We start from the raw sequence: 21,225 nt of genomic DNA on the forward strand, positions 1-21,225 counted from the left end.
TTTAGATATATGTTTCCTATTCCATCATTTTCAACGCAATTAAATTACGAGCAGTTATGAGTAAAAATGTTAGTCTTTTCAATCCAGTATTAGCTAAAAGTCGTGGAAAAAGTGCCGATAAAAAAGTTTGGCAAAATCTACCGGGTAGTAGTGCCACTGTTGCTATATTTCATGGCGCTTTATCAACACAGCAACCTATACTTCTATTAACTCATGACACTCCTTCTGCACTGCGTTTAGAGCAAGAACTTGCCAGTTTAAATCGACAAGCCAAGCTACCTATATGCTTATTTCCTGACTGGGAGACATTACCCTATGATACTTTTTCACCGCATCAAGATATTATTTCTCAACGTTTAGCGACTTTATATCAATTATCACGCATGGATAAAGGTATTGTTATTGTGCCTATTTCCACCTTAATACAACGATTAGCGCCCAAGCAATATATTGAAGCGAATAGTTTAATCATCAAAAAAGGTGATAAAAAAGATTTACATCAGCTAAGGCAAAGCTTAGAAGCTAGTGGTTACCGATGCGTTGAACAAGTAATGGAGCACGGTGAGTTCTCTGCCCGTGGCGCTATTCTCGATATATTTCCGATGGGCAGTAACACGCCATTCAGGTTAGATTTTTTTGATGACGAAATTGACGAAATTCGTTTATTCGACCCAGAAAACCAGCGATCTAGCGATAAAGTTGATGGTATAAACTTATTACCCGCACATGAATTTCCAACCGACACGGATGGTACTAATTTGTTTCGCAGCCAATATCGCGAACAATTTACCAGTACCATAGATAAAGAATCTATTTATCATCAAGTTAGTAATGGTATTATGCCAGCGGGCATCGAATATTATTTACCGTTATTTTTTGAGCAAACCAACACCTTATGTGATTATCTCGCCGAAAACACCTTGGTTATTATCAGTGGCGATATTGACAAATCTCTGAGCCATTATTGGACCGATATTAATTATCGTTATGAAGATCGCCGTTATGATCCAACCCGACCATTATTGCCGCCTGAACAGCTCTTTTTAAACAGTGAAGAACTCTACAGTGCTTTAAAACCCTTTGATCGCATCAACTTAAAGCCTGAGATTAATGAAGAAGAAGTAAAAGCATCTCAAATACAGTTTGATGTTCATTCACTACCTGACTTAACCATAGATCATAAATTAAAACAGCCTTTTGAACTGCTTAATGGCTTTATCGCCAGCAAAGAAACCCCGAATAAACTGCTATTTGTCGCGGAAAGCCAAGGTCGACGTGAAAGTGTTTTAGAGTTACTAGAGCGAAATAAAATAAAGCCAAATATCTTTAGTACGATTGAAGAATTTGTTAACAGTGATGCGCCATTGGGTATAACTGTGAACGCTTTAAGTGCTGGTTTTATTTTTCAAGCTAAAGGCAGTGCGAAAAAAAATACCATCGCTTTAATCACAGAAGCTGAGTTACTTGGCGATCGTGTACGCCAAACTCGTCGTCGAAACAAACAACAAGAAATTCAAAACGACGCCATATTTAAAAACTTGGCTGAGCTTAGTATTGGGCAACCGGTGGTTCATATTGACCACGGTATTGGCCGCTATATGGGATTACAAACCATAGAAAATAGCGGCATTACTACAGAATTTTTAGTACTAAGTTACGCCAAAGAAGCCAAATTATATGTCCCTGTTGCTTCACTGCATTTAATTAGTCGCTACTCGGGCGCAGACGCCGAACACGCACCTTTGCATAAATTGGGTAACGACACTTGGAGCAAAGCCAAACAAAAAGCGGCTGAAAAAGTACGTGATGTTGCCGCTGAATTGTTAGATATTTACGCTAAACGCGCTAGTAATCATGGCTACAGCTTCAAACGTGATAAAGATGATTATCGCGCCTTTGCTGATAGTTTTGGCTTTGAAGAAACCTTTGATCAAGAACAAGCCATCAATGCTGTGATCAGCGACATGTTATCGCCAAAAGCAATGGACAGATTAGTTTGTGGTGATGTGGGCTTTGGTAAAACCGAAGTGGCAATGCGCGCAGCATTTGTTGCCGTAAATGACGGTAAACAAGTGGCGATATTAGTGCCAACTACCCTGCTCGCTCAGCAACATTACGAAAGTTTCCGTGATCGGTTCGCTAATTGGCCAATTAGCATAGAAGTGTTATCGCGCTTTAAAACCACCAAAGAACAAAATGTGGTGATCAAAGACGTTGAATCTGGCCAAATCGATATCTTAATTGGCACCCATAAACTTTTGCAAAACAGCATCAAATATAAAGACTTAGGCTTACTAGTTGTTGATGAAGAACATAGATTTGGGGTTAAACAAAAAGAAAAGATAAAACAACTGCGTGCAAACGTCGATATTTTAACCTTAACCGCAACACCTATTCCGCGTACGTTAAACATGGCAATGGGCGGTATGCGCGACTTATCCATTATAGCGACACCACCAGCCAAACGCTTAGCGGTAAAAACCTTTGTTCGACAACGCGACGACGCCTTAATTCGCGAGTCAATACTGCGTGAAGTTTTACGTGGTGGACAGGTTTATTTCTTACATAACAATGTCGACACTATAGATAAAACAGCTGCCGACATACAAATACTGCTACCCGAAGCAAAAATAATAACCGCCCATGGACAAATGCGCGAACGCGAACTTGAACGTGTCATGAGCGACTTTTACCACCAACGATATAACGTTTTAGTTTGTACCACGATTATAGAAACCGGTATTGATATTCCGAGTGCTAACACGATCATTATGGATCGTGCTGATCATCTCGGTTTAGCACAATTGCATCAATTACGCGGACGCGTTGGTCGCTCACACCATCAAGCTTATGCTTATTTATTAACGCCACATGAAAAAAGCATGACTAAAGATGCGAAAAAACGCCTTGAAGCTATCGCATCATTAGAAGACTTAGGTGCTGGCTTTACGTTAGCTACCCACGATTTAGAAATTCGTGGCGCGGGTGAGTTACTTGGCGAAGATCAAAGTGGCTCTATGAGCCAAGTTGGCTTTACTCTTTATATGGAAATGCTTGATGCCGCGGTTGCTGCGCTAAAAGACGGTAAGTCATTATCACTTGACCAAGTCACTAAAACACAAACTGAAGTAGACTTGCGTGTTCCTGCTCTACTGCCAGATGACTACATATTCGATGTTAGCTTAAGACTAAGCTTGTATAAACGAATTGCCAGTTGCAAAAACAAGCAAGCACTTGACGATGTACAAGTTGAACTTATTGACCGTTTTGGCCTATTACCTCAGGCAGCGAAAAACTTAGTGCATATCGCTAAATTGAAACTGAAAGCTGAAAAAATTGGTATTACACGCATTGATGCAGGGCCTGCAGGAGGATCAATTGAATTTAGTGTTGATACCAAAGTCGATCATATGTTCATTTTTGGTTTAATTCAGCAACAACCGAAAATCTATAAAATGGATGGCAATAACAAACTTAAGTTTGCACTGGTGAGCGAAGATGCTAAATCGCGCTTTATTTTAATCACGACTATGCTGAACGAATTGGCGAATCACTTACGTGCTTAAGAGCTAAAATGACTATTCATTTTAGCTCTCTACTAGCTAACAGATAACTGATTGATAATGTAAGTATTGAGTACTTTTGCTATTATATCTTGGTACATAACCATTAACTGGATACTGAATGAAATTAACACAACTATTTTTATGTTCTGCCTCGTTAGCATTGCCGCTAACGCTACATGCAGCAACGCAAAAAAGTAATGACAGATGGTTTGATGTCGAAATTATTATTTTTAGTCAATTAGATGATAAAAGTCAGTCAAAAGAAAACTTTCCAGATACCAGTGAACTGCCTAATTATCCACGCGCTGAAGATTTGCTAAGACACTATATTAACCCGAATATTCGTAGCTTAAAGCAATTACTGCCTAGCTGTGACTCGCCACAATATGGTAAAAGCTTAGTAGAACAAAACGCTAAGTTACCCGCTATTTTTAATCAAAAATCATTAGATGAACTGGCAAAAACAGCCGATTTTAATGACGAAAACCAAGCAACATCGTTAAATAATGGCCAATTAACTGAAGCTAACATTATTGCTGAACCTACGACAGCTAACACAACAGATACTTTAACTTCGCCTACCTTAGCAGCAAGTGATACAGGCGACAGTTCGAGTTTTTCTGACCATACCCGTACAACAAGCGAAAACGTGCCGATAAATAACGACTCTCTGCTCAGTAATGCACAAGAAAATGCACAAAATGATTTATTAAATAGTCAGACAACAATGGCTTTACCTGAGTTATCTGCTGCTGAACGTGAAAAAATACAACAGCTAGTATTAGCGGCTGAAAATGAGTTTCAAGTACTTAAATTCAACTATACAAGGATCACTGAGCCTAAAATACTATGTAAAATAGATGAAGCATTCTTTAGTGATTACCAAGCTGAGCATCCGAATTTTGATTACGATGATTTTACCGTCGATAAAATGCCATTGTTAATTGATGGCAAAGAAGATATCGACAATGACAAAACCCATTTACTGAGTAAAGATTCGTTACAGCTTGATGATATTATACAAGACTTAAGATACAGCAAAAACTTTCGCCCTCTATTACACATGGGCTGGCGTCAAGTTGCTAGACCTGAAAAAGAATCTGTGCCAGTCAAAGTATATGCAGGTGATAATTTCTCAGCAGATCACAAAAAACAATTGGCCTACTATAATAAGCAAAAAAACTTGTACATTGCCCAAGCTAAAGAAACCAGTAACGAGCAAGATCCAATAAGCATAGCTACAATCGAAAATCAGGCGAGTAACCACCAAGAAGAGCAAATACAAGCGGCGCAAAAGATACGTATTCAGGAAGTGATTAAACAACTTTCGCAGGTAAATGAGAATACAGAGGCGCTTTTAACTGAACTTGAAGTACAAGAGTTATCGCTAAAAGCAGCTAGCCAAAATCCATTAGTTTCAGTACCGCCAGTAGCGCCAGTTCAACCTTGGTATATCGACGGTTTTTTCAATATCCATTTACAGCACTATTTATTTATTACCGCTGACTTTAATATTTTAGATAAAAATTTAAGTGAACTTGCCACCGCTCGATTGACCGAAAACGCTCCAGATGTTTTACCGACAAAGGGAAAAACGTCAAAGCCAATTCAAGCAAAGTCTATTAGATTTAAACAAGACCGTCGTGTTATCAGTGGTGAAGTACATTACTTTGACCACCCTTACATGGGAATGATAGTGCAAATACGGCCATATACAAAACCAGAGCCAGAAGCCAATTAACCACATTTTAACGACTTACATTACTATACTTTAGAGGACACTATGGATAAAGAAATTGAAATTCAAGCGGCAGTATTTCGTCGTTTACTCGCGCATTTAGATAATCGCAAAGATGTACAAAATATTGAATTAATGAACCTTGCAGGCTTTTGTCGTAACTGTTTTTCTAAATGGACAGTCGCAGAGGCTGAAAAGTTAGGTGTTAATGTTGACATTGATACCGCCCGTGAACAGGTTTATGGCATGCCTTACAGTGAATGGAAAGACAAACATCAATTACCTGCAACTGACGAACAACTTGAAAAATTTAATCAGCTAAACCCGAAAAAATAATGACTAAAAATTTGGGCAATATTGACTTCCATTGCTATGATTAAAATTCCTATTTAAGTTATTGACGTTAGCAAGGTATTAAAATTCATGAGATTTAACCGCTCTTTAATTCTGCTAACGTTAATGCTGACTTCAAGCTTTACTCATTCAAGTCACTTACTTCGCACGTCTTACTACAGTCAAAATGTTGCACCACAGTTATTTTTTGATGATATGGGTAGACCCATCAGTGGCATTCTTTTTGATATCACTCATGCGATTGCAGAACAGTTAAGCATGGAACTAGAAATGCTGCCTATTCCACGAAAAAGAATAGAGCAATCGTTAGAAACAAATGTTATTGATTTACATTGTGTGGCTAACCCTAAATGGTATAAATCAATTTATTTGAAGTGGAGTGATGTTATTTATAACAATCCAGATCTTTTGATTAACCGCCTAGGCATAAATACTTTGACGGTATTGTCGGATTACAAAAAACTTAAAATTGGTACAACATTAGGTTACATATACCCTGAATTATCTAGCTACATTGAGAATAAAAATATACTCCCTGTTATTAGCGTGACACCTTCAGAAAGTTATGAGAAATATCGTAAAAATAAAATATCAGGTTTTGTAAGTGCATCTATTGAGGCATCTTATTTTTATAGAAAAATAGAAGATTCCGTGGTGCATATGAATGACAACGAAATACATTGTGCGCTATCACCGAGTTTAAACAAGGAAACCATAAATAATATTAATACGGCCATTGGAACTCTAAAAGAATCTGGTGAAATTGAGACTATTTTAGAAAGATACAAAAAAGTACCAGGCTCACAACTTCAAACGGCTCAAGACTATAGCGAATAGTAAATTTATAAAATTTTATTATTAAATTTTCACATTAATTGCAGTTTCATTGGCTCGGCGATCTTTTCGATCACGGGACTCTAACCAACGACCTCTGTTAAGTACTTTTTCTCTGCGCTCTTCCCCGGTACGGCGATCATCTTCAACGATTTTTTTCTTTGGCGGGTTATTTTCAACGACTACAGGAAGCAAAGTACGTTCTTGTTTATATTTTACCTTTTTATTTTTCTCTTTCTTTTGTTTACTATCCTTTGCCGAAGGCTCGGGCTTAGCTGTATAGCTATCAGGTAGTAGATCAGTAAATACTTCCATTTTGACTCGTGATTGCCTTTTATAATTTAAGTTAAGCATTATGCTTATAATTATATAATCGGCAATTTACAGAAAAAGTTTACTATTTTTATTACAAAATACGGTCTAATTTTTAATCAAGGTGCACAAATAAAAGTAAGTCCTAATTAAATAACAAAAAAATATGATCCACACTTTTTGATTCTTTATCTAAAAGTAAGGTTAAGTTAGCCACTACAGCCTGCATTGGCTAAAATGGGTGAAGCCTAAGAAATGCTATATTTGATGGTTAAACGCTATCTACCGAGTAAATTTTCAAAAGTGTATTAATACCTATTTACCCAACAACAATTAATTTATTTATAAAAGACCACTCACTGAAAAGCACTGACCTCTTCTGGCGTTAAATATCGCCACTCACCTAAAGGCAAATCTGCAAGCTTTACAGGGCCTATTTGCTCGCGATGCAAACCAACAACTTTATTACCAACAGCGGCAAACATTCGTTTAACTTGATGATACTTACCTTCAGTAATAGTCAGCAATACTTCGCGCTCTTCTACTTGCTCTAACTTCGCAGGACGAGTTAAATCGGTTTCACCTTGAAGTTGCACACCAACGGTGAATTTATCGGCCGTATCGTCTTTTAAGGGGCTTCTCAACCATACACGGTAAACCTTTTCACAGTGTTTTTTAGGAGAGATAATATTATGTGACCAACGCCCGTCGTCAGTGATTAACACTAATCCTGTTGTGTCAGCATCTAAGCGACCCGCAATATGCATATCGAATGCCCTATCTACATCAATGAGATGTAATAACGAGGGGTAGATTTCATCAACATTTGAACAAATGGTATCGAGTGGTTTGTGAAGAATAATATAACGAGAACTACGCGCAGTTAGCGATTGACCTTCTATACAAACATCATTATTTTCATGAACCTGTGTCGCGGGATCTTTAATCACAACATCGTTTACCGTAACTTTACTCATTTTGAGCAATTTTTTAGCTTCGGTGCGGGTGAGTTCGGTACTTTTGCAAATAAATTTATCAAGACGCATAGTCAGTAATATCGTAAAAAAGGTTATGAAGTAAGGCGAGGCTATTATCGCTATTTGAATATTTTTAGCAAGGCTAGAAAAATAAAACGCCCTTAGTTTTACGCATTATTTATTGTCCTTTAATGTGTCTGAAACAGATGATTTATTAAGTATCATGTACAACACGTTTTCTAAGGGGATATTTTCAGGATAACACGCAAAACTAAAACCAAGTTTTTGATAACTTTTAATCGCACTGTGGTTATGTTCTAAAACAAATAATGAACAGGCGTTAGTTTTTAAATCGGCCGTTCCTTTAGCCATGAGTTGTGCTATTAAATGCCTTGCAACCCCTTGGCCACGAAGATGAGGATTAATAACTAATCTTGCAAGATGGCATCTACCCGAACGTAAATAATATTGCCCAAAACCTAACAATTCTGATTGCGCCGAAAGTAATGAAAATGACGCTAATGTAGACAATTTCAAGTCACATTTAAACTGTTCTAAATCAAATGGAAACCTAAATTCTGGCCCTGACCAAATATCCAACTCTGCCTGAGTCGAAAACCAAGTCATAAGCTCAACTAATTGAGTATCTGTTGGTGTAGATAAATACATAGCCACCTTGTGTCTTTTATGTGCATAAAATAGATATGGCAGAATAAACATGAAAATGAATATTCGCCTCACGACTTGAACTAAGCATAAGTTAGGTTAAGTTAGCTCGCTATTAATAAACTTACCTGATAACGCTAAACCATTACGATTATGCAAAATGCTATGACATTGCGCTAATATCGATAAAGCAATCGACTCAGGAAGCTCTCCACCAATATCTAAACCTACAGGACCATTAACCTGCCGCATTAACCAAGCTTTATCCTCTATATTCGACAACGCTTCAACATTACCTCGACGTTCAAGAGGGCCTAATAAGCCAATATATTTCGCAACGTTGCTTTTATGCAATAAACGTAACCATGCAGCGTCTAAATTTAAGTTGTGTGTCATTAACACCGCCGCATCAATTTGTTGAAACTGTGGTGATAGCGAAAAGTCATCTGGATGAATTCTCACAATTTCGGCGGCATGCTTAAAGTTGCTGCTTCGTGCGTAGCTAGAACGATGATCAACAACCGTTACTCGCCAACCCATTTGTGCAGCCATTGTTACTAATGCAATAGCATCAGAGCCTCCACCAAAAATCCAAAAATTAATTGGGGCAGAAACTTTAGTCACCGAGTGCTCAGCTCCGTCTATAACAACATTGCAATGAACCTTGTCGTGCTCGACCATTTGCACCACGGCATCATTTAAAGTCGAGTTACTATGCTGTGTTGTCGTTAACAATAATTGCCCTACATCGTTAAACAAAGTTAATTCATTTAACGCTTGTTGGGCTGAATTTTTTGTGAGAAATGTTTGCTGTAAATAACTTGTTTTGCCAGCTTGCATGCATTTAAAAAGCAGCGCTAATAAATCATGATGTGCTGTAGTGATATATTGCAGTAATACCCCTATTTTGCCTTTACAACCTACACCTAGCTCTGCGGCGTAACCATCTTCTTCAAGCATATCGTATTCAACAAAATGAGCCTGTTCGTTATCAAACACCTTCTTAGCATGCAGTACAATATTAGCTTCTAAACAACCACCACTGACTAAACCATGGGATTGCCCTAAGTTATTCACCAGCATAATAGCGCCTGGAGAGCGATAACTTGAACCTTCTTTACTGACTATAGTGGCAAGTACCCAGTTAAGTTTTTCACTATGATTAAGGTAATATTCGAGTAAGGAAAAATGAGAGTGATTGTTAAGCAAGGAAAATCCTTAGTGTTCGGGTAATTCAGTTTATAAGTAAAAGAAAGGTAACTGAGTATTTAAGAGTTGGAATTTATGATGTCTAGCCAATATTTACATAATTATATCGACTAGACATATTTTAAATTAATATTTAACTGAGTAAAGCTTCAATATCAAATTCATCAAGTTGTTTAGGGTCAGCAAAGTTTATAATGTATTGCTCATAAACTTTAGAGCGCACAAATATAGCAAATAAATCAGAGTCTAGATGATTGTTTTTTGCCATGTTGCTCATTATTTTTAAACACTCACTTACCGGCTTTGCACTTTTATAAGGTCTATCGGCGGCGGATAACGCTTCAAAAATATCAGCTAATGCCATTAATCTTGCAGGCACCGACATTTGCTCTTTGACCAGACCTCGAGGATAACCTTTACCGTCCATTGTTTCATGATGGCCTAAAGCATATTCAGCTACATTCGAAAGGTGCTTAGGAAATGGTAATGCTTCGAGAATATCTAAAGTAACATCCATGTGCTTTTGAATAATTTTTCTTTCGTCATTATTCAATGTACCGCGCTTGATACTTAAATTGATTATTTCATCTTCAGATAAAATGGGTTGTTTTACTTTATCAATAGTAACTTCATATCTCGCTGAAATAGCGTGTATGTTTTGCTCTTGATCGTCAGTTAGGAATTCGCCACCAACATTAACTTTTTGTAAAAATGCGGTATCTAATGTTAATTGTTTTCGCGCTAAATCTCTTTCACGCTCTAATTGTTCTACCCTAACTGTTTTACCTGCTTTTAATGCCGTGATCATTTGTTCTTGAAATTTTAGATCAATATCTCGACGGGCAATTTCTAGCTTAGCAGTAACATAATGTATACGATCAAATATAGTTTCTAACTTTCTTGATTTTTCCATCACATGATCAGGTGTCGCAATTTTGCCACAATCATGCAGCCAACCTGCAATACTTAACTGATGTCTATCTTGTGCTGAAAGTTTAAACGATGCTAAGGGCCCCTCATCATAATCACTTACTGCGTCAGCAATCATTAACGTAAGTTCAGGCACTCGCTTGCAGTGCCCTCCGGTATGAGAAGATTTAGCATCAATTGCCACAGCAATGGTTTTAGCAAATGACTCAAACAATTGCTGCATGTTTAAAATAAGTGCACGATTTGTTAAAGCAATAGCACCTAATGATGCAAAGGATAAAATTTGTTGCTCAACTTCAGTTGAAAAGCTAATTATATCTGAACCTTCCATCGCATTTATTAATTGAATAACGCCAATAATATCACCTGTGTGATCTTGTAGCGGAAAAGTCAGCATTGATTTTGTTCGGTAACCCGTTGTGCTATCCATTTTCCTTGCAGCACTAAAGTCGAATGGCAGCGCATCATAAACATCTTCAATGTTAATGACTTCACCGGTGTTTGCAGCATGTGCAACAATGGCTGAACGATTTGGCTGGTTATCAATAAATAATGGAATACCAGGAAAGTTGATAGGCGAATCAGAACTGCCACCTAGGTGAAGATTCATACTTTGATTGTATATGGTGCGAAACTCTAACTCTTTTAAGCCATTAACCAAATAGATAGAACCGGCATCTGAATTTGAAACTTCTACTGCCGCAAACAAAATTTTCTCCATCAGTAAGTCGGTATTTTCTTCTTTACTTAATTGGATACTAATATTTAATAAATGCTCAAAGGCAGCTTGTTGTGATGATTTTTTTGTCATAATGAATTACTTACTTTCATGGGTATATACCCCATCCCAGTTCGTGGCATCGACATTATCGATAAGGTTAGCTATTCGTTCTATCAATATACTATAAATTGTTATTGGTAAATTAGCATTTTGTTTTAATTGCGTAAACATTTCTTGAGCTTCGATAAAATTTCCCGTGAGATAATGCTCAATAGCGACTTCATGTAATAAAACATCGTCTTTTATTACATCAGTTAAATCAGCATCAAAACCTATAGGCTGATAAATTTCAACCGCCGTATTTTTACCTTTTACTTTAATTCTATCCATTTTTCTACAGATGACATTATGTTGAGTAATATCCTCAAAAGTGTTGCTTGACACTAAAATATCGACGCCATAATATTTAGTTAACGACTCGATTCTAGCCCCCAAATTCACCGCATCGCCAAGTACCGTATAAGCTTTACGATAGGTGGAGCCCATATCGCCAACAACCATTTCACCAGAGCTTATGCCAATACCGACACGAATAGCTGGCCAGTTTTTTTCTTTAAATTGCTCGCTTAATACTTCTGTTAATGAAATTAATTGCATGGCACTGATAACCGCGTTTACTGCATGGTTTTCATCTTCTAGCGGTGCATTCCAAAGCGCCATGATCATATCGCCAACATATTTATCAATGGTGCCTTTGTTGTTGAATATTATCGCGGTGGCTTCAGATAAGTATTCTTTTAGAAAGTCACTTAATTCTTCCGGCGTAAACTGTTCTGACAAGGTAGTAAAATCTCTAATATCAGCAAACAATACCGACATTTCTTTGCGCTCAGTTTTAAGTTCTACGCCTTTTGCTGAGCGGATCATTTTTTCGATATATGCCGGTGGTACATATTGATCAAACATGTTTTTTATTTTTTTACGATTAGCATTTTCTGAGACAAAACCAGCAGCACCATAATAAATGGTCAATAGTGTTATCAGTAAAATAACTTGAAACAGTGGCAAGCTAATTTTCAATGCCCACCAGCAATACCAATTAAAACTGATATGCAAAGCAAAGCTTACGAGACTAATGATTAAAATTCTCATTGGCCCTTGATTGGTCATTAGCATTGCCAGAATAAACCCAGTAAGCAGTAATAAAGTAAAAACAAGCGCTACGGTAATATCGAGCTCTACCGGCAGTATTTCTGGGTGAATAAGTCCTTCGAATACATTGGCATGTACTTCAACTCCAGGGTATTGCACGCCTACTGAGGTGGTTCGCAAGTCGGCTAACCCAACTGCCGACGTCCCAATAAATGCGACTGATCCGTCTAATAAATCATGTTCTACACGGTCATTTAATACATCTGTAGCTGAAATATATTGGAAGCTGCGTTCTCGCCCTTTATAAGGGATAAATATTTGGCCTTTTTCATTGGTAGGAATAAAGTGACTTCCAAAGCTTAGTCCTTGCAGCCAAGTGGCGTCACCCGAGACCTTACTTTTGGCTTCTATATTATCAGCTAAGGTGTAAACACGTGCCGCCTCTAATGCCAATGATGGATACAACTGACCTTGGTAATTTAGTACCAGTGAAGCCTTGCGGATAAAACCATCGCTTTCAGGTACCGAGTTTATAAACCCAGCACCTGTTGCTGCAGACTGCAGTATTGATATATTTCCAAGTACATGTTCAAAAGTTGCTATTTCAGATAATTGGTCTTGTTCATGAGACCAGTCAATAACCGCATCTGGCAGTTGCCCTGAGTTTTGTGCACTATCATCAAATAAAAAACCTAATACAACTTCTGAGTTTCCGAGCGTTTCTGCAAATTCTTGATCAAAATTAACTGAGCCTATCAACTGCTTGAGCTGCGCTTTGGATTGCGAATCGAGGTGCTGGTTTTTACTCAACACGACTTCAATGGCATTTCTTTCAGGCTCAGCAAAAAAAATATCGAATGCGACTACAACAACACCAGCATCCATTAATTTTGTAACTAGATCACTGACTTTACTGCGACTCCAAGGGTATCTACCTTGTTCGCGCATACTCTTTTCGTCAATATCGATAATGATGACTTGCTCATCAAATTGCCGTGGTTTCTCTGACAGCGTTGCTACTAAACGAGCATCATATAAAATCCCTTCAATACGCTGTAGTAGCTTTTGAACATTATCAACGCGGATAAAATTCAAACCAATGACCAAAAAGGTAATAACTAAACCGACTAAAAAACCTTTTGAGCGCAAGCTTGTGATCATTTATCGATTAACTTCTAATGGCTGGTTATTATCTTGCTTTGATAAATCAACAATCGTACCTTCTCGTGCGCAAAAAATATTTAGTTTGCCTTTGTACTCTGTTTGCAGCATTTTTTCTTCGTGTAATAACTCATTGTCAGTACGAGCGGGGTCGTGACTAATAATATATAAGCTTTTCACTTTTGCTTCGCACGCTAATCTGGCGACCTCGGTAAAGGTACTGTGCCCCCAACCGAGCTTTAAAGGTAGATCGGCTTCGATATATTGAGCGTCATGAATTAACATATCGGCGTCAGCAATAAACTCAAGCCATTGCTGCCACGAGGTATTCTTTACATCGGGTGAATTTAATTCATTGTCGGTAACATAGGCAACTTTCTTACCTTCTGCCATTAAACAATAGGCAGTGCCACCATCAGGATGGTTTAATCGTTGGGTATTAATTTTAAAGCCGGGGATTTCAAAGTTAGGTTTTTTTGACTGCTCAACATGCACCGAAATATCGGCGGGTAGTTGTTGAAACTTTACCGGGTGAGTCGACCCTGACATTTGTGTGAGTACGGCACGTTTGTCATCACCATCAATTTCACCCGACACAATATCAATTTTCCTATTAATTTGAAAAATCGGCTTAAAATAAGGAAAGCCTTGAATATGGTCCCAGTGATTATGTGTTAACAATATATTGATGGGGTGTTGAGTTTTTTCCAACCTATCGCCGAGTTCAATAATGCCGGTGCCAGAATCTAGAATCACATCGTGGCCATTCTCTAGACAAATATAAACACAGGAGGTGTTGCCGCCAAAGATCAGGGTATTCTTACCCGGTGTAGGGGTAGAGCCCCTAACACCGTAGAATTCTATTTTCATAAAATCAGTTACCGCTATAGAAAAAGGTTATTTTAATGTGTAATTGCTAATATCAATATTGTTCTTTTCTGTTGCGTCTGTGTAACACTGACCTGCAACAACAAATGAACTATTGTTGAGTAAGACAATAGACTCTAGCTTTGCTGCATTTGGACAAGTCGAAGATTTAAAGTGACCATTATAATCAAATGCATAATCTAAACTGCCATTGGGTTTAATGCGCCCGATCATTTTCTTTTGTTTCAATAAACTATTGTCACTATAGCCAATCACAACAATATTATTATTACTATCGATAACGGCATTGGTCACTCCTGCCTCAGCCCCAAACTCTAGTAGTGCTCTCATATCAAAAAACGCTTTGCCGTCTGCAGAAAAGCTACCATCAAGTACGCCTGAAGTGTTTGATTTAACTATCACAATTTCGGCTGATGAGCCTAAATCATTACCGATCCAGTACAAGTCATTGTTACTATCAAAAAGCAATTGCTCAACACTTTCATCAATACCCGAATTTGTATCAACGGTTACAGCATTATCAAGTGCTCCTGTTGTTAAGTATTTAGCCATTAACAGATCTTTGTCGCCACTAAGGCGATTCCCACCAGCATAAATATTGTCGATAGCATCAATAACAACGGTTATGTAATCATCAGTATTAGCACCAATAACATAGCCAGGCGTACCTAGAGTATTAAATAGCGTAGTATCAAGTAAACCTGTAGCGGTTAAGCGTAAAACAAAAGCACTGGTACTGCCGCTTTCAAAATTACCTACGGCAATAAGTCTGCCTTGGCTATCGGCTTTTACTTGATTAAATTGAATATTGGTTGCACTTATTGCCGAGGTGGTATAAATGCCATTACTAGCAAAGCTAAGATCTAACAGGCCGTTTTGATCAATACGGGCAACAAAGCCATTAGTTGCGATACCTTCAGTGACATTGCCATAAACAATAAAGTTGCCGCTAGTTAGTTCAAATAGACCTTTAACCGTGGCACTAGTGCCTATTTTTAATTGCTTATGTCCGTCAATATCAAACGTAGTGTCTAATTGCCCTGCACTAGTTAGCCTAGTTAAAATGATATGTTGATTGGTTGCATCATCCGCAATTGAAGCAGTTAAGTATTTACCAACTTGCACGCCACTTTGTATTTGGATAATTTCAACAGCACTGTCGTCTGACGCAGTGCTTGTATGAGTAAGTTTCTTTTTACCACTTTCAAATTCAGTTTCATTGGGCTGACCGATATTATCAACTGAGCTGATAGTCATGACTTTATCAGCACCTGATTCAACATAACCAGGTATCCACAACGTTTGTATACTGTCTAAGCTCATTCCAAGGGCATAAGCGTTACCCGTTGCGTAGTTGAATTTTTTGTAGCCATTAATTCCATAATTAGCTACATCGACAGTGCCGTCAGCAGCAAAAACACGAGTAGAAAATGGTTTAGACTTACCATCAAATAAGTTACCGGTTAAATACAAGTTACCACTGATATAATCATATTCGTAGTCAGTAAATTCACTACTGCCAGTACTCGCAACGCCATCAACATCAAATATGGCAATTCCGTTAGTACCAAAACCCGGCACATAAGCGGCGTAACTATCTATTTCAACAATAAAAGCATCTTGCTCACCATTAGCTAAAACTGTTGAACCTGCGATATGTGCGGTGTGATCTGTGAGTGTGTCATTTTCACCATCAATACCACCCACTTTGTCATCTGCACCGATCCCACCTACATCATAAGTCACTGGAGTACTGTTATTAAATTTCAGATAATTACCATCAGCATTTTTAGGGTTGAATATCCAAGCAAAAATATCATAATCGCCATCAGCCGTTAAAACATTACCTGCAACCATAATTTCCAAATTATGCGGGTTATATAACGCGATGCCTTCATCGTCTAGATTGTCACCAGTGACATCTAACATAACATGTGGCGAATATACGACGGGTGCCATTGCAATGGCGTCATACATAATAGAGGTTTGAAAGTTACCATCTTTACCCATGCGAATGATCAATAAATCGTCGTCAGTTAACCCTTAACTTTACCAACTGCAACTACTGTTTCAATTGTAGTAAATTCATCAGACTGATCGATAGGTAACACAATATCAACTGCATCATTTATGGTTAGCACTTTATTCTCGGTAGTACAGCGTAAACCGTTATCAGCGAAGGCTGTAACTACATCACCTGCACTATCAACTTTCAAAAAGCAAATTTCAGTATAAATACCATCATCCCGATCAATTACAAGGTATAAACCCCTTCAATTTCGACAATGGCTTTACCGTAATCCTGAGCACCTAAATCAAATGATTTTTTACCATTTGTGCCAAAAGTTGTATCCAGAGTGCTATCGTCGTTATAGGCTACTACATAAGCATCTTTATCTACATTATCGATACTGCCAATAAAGTAAACTTTACTGCCTACACTTACTGACTTGTTAAGTTGAGGCTGGGTTTTAAATCCAGTTAATTCTAACGAGCCAAAAACCGTGCGACCAAAGCTTGCTTCTTCGGTTATTGCTGCATCTCCAAGTATATCAATGATATCAATGGTAACTGTAACATTGCTAGATTCGGCAATTGGGGTGCCATTGTCAGTAATAGTTACAGTTAAGGCATGTTGGATACTAGTTTCAAAATCTAAAGGATTAGTACCTTTTACTGTGATAACTCCGCTTGATGGGTCGATTTGAAATAGGCTAATGTCGCCAGAGGTAAGTGAATATACCAGTGGGTCACTCTCTATATCGCTCGCGCTAATTGTGCCAACTACGTCACCGTCAGTTGCTCCTTCACTAATGCTAAAAGTATAAGAGTCTAAATCTGGAGTAGGTGCATCGTTTACCGCTTGAATATTGAGCGAGACAGTAACAGTTTCGCTTACGCCGCCTTTACCATCAATCACTTGATAAGTAAAAGTGTCCGCGTCAATTCCATTAATATTAAGGTTAGGAATATATTGGAACGAACCATCACCATTGACCGTTAGAAGGCCATTATTAGTAACACCTGAATCTAACGTTACCGTTAAACTATCGCCGTCAACATCGCTGGCACCAGTTAACAGGTTATTATCATCAGTGGCTAACTTGGTCAAAGTCATATCTTCATCGAAGGTGAAACTCTTCGTATTACTAACAACTACAGGAATATCATTAACAGCATTAACGATTAACGTTACACTCGCCTGTGCAGTACCGCCTTTGCCATCACTAATCTCATAAGTAAAACTGTCTTGACTGAAAAAATCTGCATCAGGTATATAAGTGAATGAACCATCGCTATTCAAGGTTAATGTACCATTACTAACCCCCGAAATTGGCATGGTATTAACGGTTAACACGTCGCTATCAGCATCGGTATCATTACTCAATAACTGATCACCATCAGTAACAGCTCTAACCCATGTAAAATCTTCAGCAAAACTATAACTATCATCCAGAGCAACAGGCAAATCATTAACCGCATTAACCGTTAAGGTAACACTTGCTTGTGCCGTGCCACCATTACCGTCGCTTATCTGATAAATAAAGCTGTCCGTGCTATTAAAATTAAGATTAGGCGTGTAATTAAAAGCGCCATCACTATTTAATGATAACGTGCCGTTACTCGTCCCTGACACTAGAGAAACCGTTAAGGTATCGCTATCAGCATCGCTATCATTATTTAATATGTTATTGGCATCTGTGGCTAAGATACTCAACACAATATCTTCGTTAATACTGAAGGCATCTGAAACGGCTATAGGAAGGTCGTTAACTGCACTAACGGTTAACGTAACATTACCTTGCGCCTTACCACCATTGCCATCTAAAACTTCATAGGTAAAACTGTCTGTGCCATTAAAGTTGAGGCTTGGGATATAACTAAAAGCACCATTGGCGCTTAGGGTTAAGCTGCCATTATTAACATTTAAAGCGGGAGTTGTATTGATTGATAAACTGTCTCCGTCTGCATCACTCGCACCACTCAGTAAATTATCGATATCACCCACTAACTTAGTTAAATTTGCATCTTCAAGTATCGTGAATATTTTATTTACTATTATTTCAGGTACATCATTCAGTGCAGCAACGGCTAATGTAACACTCGCTTGTGCTGTGCCACCATTACCGTCTGTTATTTGGTAAGTAAAGCTATCGATGCCATTGAAATTCAGATTAGGAATATAAGTAAACGAACCATCACTATTAAGCGTTAAACTACCATTAGTAACGTCCGACAATGCCTTAGTATTTACGGTAAAGTTATTGGTATTAACATTGACTACTGGAGTGGTATTAACCGTTAATGTATCACCCTCAATATCACTATCGTTACTTAACAAGTGGTTATCACTACTAGCTAAAACCCTTAGCACAGCATCTTCACCTAGACTATATCTGTCATCAACAGCTATTGGTGCATCATTTATAGGTAAAACAGTTAGCATGAGTGTGCCTGAACTAGGCGCATTAATGCTATCAGTTATGGTATAGGTGACCGTAATGTCACCAAAAAAGTTTAGCGCTGGCGTGATATCAAGTTTGCCATTTACAATCGCTGCTGTGCCATTTTCTAAGTTGACTGAAATGATAGCAAGCACATCGCTTTCTGTATCAATATCGTTTGCCAAAACATCAACGGTGATTTGAGTATCTTCATTCGTTGTAGCTATGTCATTAACCGCTACAGGGGCATCATTTAAAGGTATTACCGAGATATTAACATTAGCAGTATTGGTCAGCCCTGTGCCACTGATCACCTGATAAGTAAAACTATCAACCCCATTAAAGTCAGTGTTGGGTAAGTAACTAAAACCGCCATCAGCAGCTAACACTAAACTACCATTTTGCGGAGCACTTACAGGGGTTGTGTTGACAGTTAAATTTGAGTCGTCAAAATTTACATCATTAATTAATAAGCCATTTGAACTGTCAACATTCAACTGAATATCTTCTTGAGTTTGATAATTATCATCTAAGGCGACCGGTATATCGGCGGTAGGATTAACCTTTATTGTGACAAAAGCCTGTGCAACTAAATCAGCCGAATTTCTTATTTGGTATTGAAATTGATCAACACCAAAAAAGTTACTATTAGGGATATAAGTAAATGTGCCATCTAGTGCTAAATTTAATTGTCCGTGTTGTGGCTGAATAAGTAGCGTTTCTTGTAATTCAAATGGTAAATCATTCGGATCACTATCATTAGCTAAAACACCTAAACTAACTGAGGTTATCACCAGTGTGTTGTCCTCATTGACGATATAATCATCATTCAGCGCGATAGGTGGTAAAACATTACCGTTAGGTAATATAGTCACGGTTGCGGTAGCTGTGCCACCTTGACCATCGGTAACTTGATAAACAAACTGGTCATTTTCAGTTAAAACACCAGAAGATTGATAAGAAAAACTGCCATCCGCATTGATTGATACAGTACCAAACTGTGCAGGCGTAATAGGTGTAGTTGATACAGTTAAATCATCACCATCTATATCTGAATCGTTGTTTAATAAATTGGTGTTATCGGCAACAATGTTGCCATTTACATCAACGCCATAGGTATCATCTACAGCAATAGGGTTGTCATTAACAGATAACACTTCAAAAAAAACAGTGGCTTCTGCCGTTGCACCTTCAGCATCGATAACTCGGTAACTGGCACTATCACTACCATGGAAATTTAACCTCGGTACATAGGTAAAGTTACCGGCGTCATCTTGCGTTAATGTGCCATTAAAAGGCGGTAATAAAATACTGTCGATTATTAATGCTAAGCCTTCCGGATCAAAGTCATTATCCAGAACATTAACAGTTAGGGGTTCGTCTTCATTAACTTGATAATTGTCATTATTTGCCACAGGAGGCAAGTTAGTCACACCGCCAAGTTTAGCTAGGCTATAAGGCACTGACTTCCCACTTTCACCACCATTATCGATACCAGTAACAAGCAAATGATAATTCTTGCTTTCATCCACATCCGTAAATTGTGCCGTTGTGCCATTAATGGCGAGTTGTTGGATACCGTTTTCAAGTTCAATCGCATTTTCAGAAGTTATTCCAACTTCAGTAGCTGCATATAAATTATAACGTTCAAGCGCTGAGTTACCTGACCAAGAAACGGTAACAGTTCCATTTTCTCGACTTGCACTAATCGCTGAAATTTGAATCGGTTGCCAGTTAACACTAAGCGCATCGACTACTGCACTATTGCCTAAATTGTCTTCTACGATAAGTTCTATACGTAATGAACCGGCGACTTCATTGGCAAATTGTGGGTTAAAACCTGTGATTGTTGCTTGAAAATCTGGAGTACAATTATTCGAACATAAAACAAAGCTACGAGCAGCATTCGGCAAATATAGCGATACTTTATTCATTACATCAGTATCTGATGCTGTTATCCCAAAAGTTAAATTACCTTCAACATTACTCGTTGAGCTTGCAAGTCTGAGTGTGCCTATAGCATTTGAAAAGCTAGTACTAACCGTGCTGTTACTTTCGCTTTGCGTACCTGCAACTTTTTTGGGTACAGCTAGCGCTATACCTGACTTTCCTGTTAAATCAAACGTTTGAGTATTAGAGGGTTGTGGTAAACTTATGACAGGGACGGAATCAATAGTTTCTTTTGCAGGTGCTGACTCACCGCCACCACAAGCTGTAATGCCCAATAAAGTAATAATATATATACATCTATTAATATACATTTTTATAATCC

General features: G+C 38.1%; 14 protein-coding genes. 4 read left to right on the forward strand and 10 right to left on the reverse strand.

The window, feature by feature from the left end:
- Nucleotides 1–56 precede the first annotated feature (56 nt).
- The 4 genes from mfd to DBO93_RS13770 all read left to right on the forward strand — a co-directional run bounded on the left by mfd (nt 57) and on the right by DBO93_RS13770 (nt 6,495).
- A complete protein-coding gene (gene mfd, locus DBO93_RS13755; RefSeq protein WP_108456845.1) occupies nt 57–3,566 on the forward strand; it encodes a transcription-repair coupling factor in 3,510 nt (1,169 codons plus the stop codon).
- A gap of 118 nt (nt 3,567–3,684) precedes the next feature.
- Entirely contained in the window at nt 3,685–5,307 is a 1,623-nt protein-coding gene (locus DBO93_RS13760) for a CsiV family protein (RefSeq protein WP_108456846.1), read from the forward strand.
- A gap of 42 nt (nt 5,308–5,349) precedes the next feature.
- On the forward strand, nt 5,350–5,640 hold the full coding sequence (locus DBO93_RS13765; RefSeq protein ID WP_108456847.1) for a DUF1244 domain-containing protein: 291 nt from the start codon (nt 5,350–5,352) through the stop codon (nt 5,638–5,640).
- 87 nt (nt 5,641–5,727) lie between these two features.
- Nucleotides 5,728–6,495 (forward strand): ABC transporter substrate-binding protein, encoded by a 768-nt coding sequence (locus DBO93_RS13770; RefSeq protein WP_108456848.1) that lies wholly within the window; start codon nt 5,728–5,730, stop codon nt 6,493–6,495.
- Between the two features lie 21 nt (nt 6,496–6,516).
- Here DBO93_RS13770 and DBO93_RS13775 read toward each other — a convergent pair whose 3' ends face one another.
- The 10 genes from DBO93_RS13775 to DBO93_RS13820 form a co-directional block, all read right to left on the reverse strand.
- Nucleotides 6,517–6,807: a hypothetical protein gene (locus DBO93_RS13775; protein WP_108456849.1), complete on the reverse strand. Its 291-nt coding sequence runs from the start codon at nt 6,805–6,807 to the stop codon at nt 6,517–6,519.
- 353 nt (nt 6,808–7,160) lie between these two features.
- The gene (gene rsuA, locus DBO93_RS13780; protein ID WP_108456850.1) at nt 7,161–7,850 is read right to left on the reverse strand and encodes a 16S rRNA pseudouridine(516) synthase RsuA; all 690 of its coding nucleotides are present in this window, start codon (nt 7,848–7,850) and stop codon (nt 7,161–7,163) included.
- A gap of 105 nt (nt 7,851–7,955) precedes the next feature.
- On the reverse strand, nt 7,956–8,450 hold the full coding sequence (locus DBO93_RS13785; RefSeq protein WP_108456851.1) for a GNAT family N-acetyltransferase: 495 nt from the start codon (nt 8,448–8,450) through the stop codon (nt 7,956–7,958).
- 96 nt (nt 8,451–8,546) lie between these two features.
- Entirely contained in the window at nt 8,547–9,656 is a 1,110-nt protein-coding gene (locus DBO93_RS13790) for an XdhC/CoxI family protein (RefSeq protein WP_108456852.1), read from the reverse strand.
- A gap of 133 nt (nt 9,657–9,789) precedes the next feature.
- Nucleotides 9,790–11,397: an HD domain-containing phosphohydrolase gene (locus DBO93_RS13795; RefSeq protein ID WP_108456853.1), complete on the reverse strand. Its 1,608-nt coding sequence runs from the start codon at nt 11,395–11,397 to the stop codon at nt 9,790–9,792.
- A 6-nt stretch (nt 11,398–11,403) separates the two neighbouring features.
- Nucleotides 11,404–13,620, reverse strand: a complete 2,217-nt coding sequence (locus DBO93_RS13800; RefSeq protein ID WP_108456854.1) for an adenylate/guanylate cyclase domain-containing protein — start codon at nt 13,618–13,620, stop codon at nt 11,404–11,406.
- Complete coding sequence (locus tag DBO93_RS13805; RefSeq protein WP_108456855.1) at nt 13,621–14,490, reverse strand: MBL fold metallo-hydrolase; 870 nt, start codon at nt 14,488–14,490, stop codon at nt 13,621–13,623.
- Between the two features lie 27 nt (nt 14,491–14,517).
- Entirely contained in the window at nt 14,518–16,530 is a 2,013-nt protein-coding gene (locus DBO93_RS13810; protein WP_162533794.1) for a hypothetical protein, read from the reverse strand.
- 14 nt (nt 16,531–16,544) lie between these two features.
- Nucleotides 16,545–16,724: a hypothetical protein gene (locus tag DBO93_RS13815; protein ID WP_108456857.1), complete on the reverse strand. Its 180-nt coding sequence runs from the start codon at nt 16,722–16,724 to the stop codon at nt 16,545–16,547.
- A gap of 38 nt (nt 16,725–16,762) precedes the next feature.
- Entirely contained in the window at nt 16,763–21,214 is a 4,452-nt protein-coding gene (locus tag DBO93_RS13820) for a tandem-95 repeat protein (RefSeq protein ID WP_108456858.1), read from the reverse strand.
- Between the last annotated feature and the right edge of the window lie 11 nt (nt 21,215–21,225).

Source organism: Colwellia sp. Arc7-D, from assembly GCF_003061515.1.
In the GTDB taxonomy this organism is placed as follows: Bacteria; Pseudomonadota; Gammaproteobacteria; order Enterobacterales; family Alteromonadaceae; genus Cognaticolwellia.

Excerpts from the sequence above, each read along its gene's own strand:
- mfd (WP_108456845.1), top strand. The coding sequence starts at position 57 with ATGAGTAAAAATGTTAGTCTTTTCAATCCAGTATTAGCTAAAAGTCGT.
- DBO93_RS13760 (WP_108456846.1), top strand. The coding sequence starts at position 3,685 with ATGAAATTAACACAACTATTTTTATGTTCTGCCTCGTTAGCATTGCCG.
- DBO93_RS13765 (WP_108456847.1), top strand. The coding sequence starts at position 5,350 with ATGGATAAAGAAATTGAAATTCAAGCGGCAGTATTTCGTCGTTTACTC.
- DBO93_RS13770 (WP_108456848.1), top strand. The coding sequence starts at position 5,728 with ATGAGATTTAACCGCTCTTTAATTCTGCTAACGTTAATGCTGACTTCA.
- DBO93_RS13775 (WP_108456849.1), bottom strand. The coding sequence starts at position 6,807 with ATGGAAGTATTTACTGATCTACTACCTGATAGCTATACAGCTAAGCCC.
- rsuA (WP_108456850.1), bottom strand. The coding sequence starts at position 7,850 with ATGCGTCTTGATAAATTTATTTGCAAAAGTACCGAACTCACCCGCACC.
- DBO93_RS13785 (WP_108456851.1), bottom strand. The coding sequence starts at position 8,450 with ATGTATTTATCTACACCAACAGATACTCAATTAGTTGAGCTTATGACT.
- DBO93_RS13795 (WP_108456853.1), bottom strand. The coding sequence starts at position 11,397 with ATGACAAAAAAATCATCACAACAAGCTGCCTTTGAGCATTTATTAAAT.
- DBO93_RS13800 (WP_108456854.1), bottom strand. The coding sequence starts at position 13,620 with ATGATCACAAGCTTGCGCTCAAAAGGTTTTTTAGTCGGTTTAGTTATT.
- DBO93_RS13805 (WP_108456855.1), bottom strand. The coding sequence starts at position 14,490 with ATGAAAATAGAATTCTACGGTGTTAGGGGCTCTACCCCTACACCGGGT.
- DBO93_RS13820 (WP_108456858.1), bottom strand. The coding sequence starts at position 21,214 with ATGTATATTAATAGATGTATATATATTATTACTTTATTGGGCATTACA.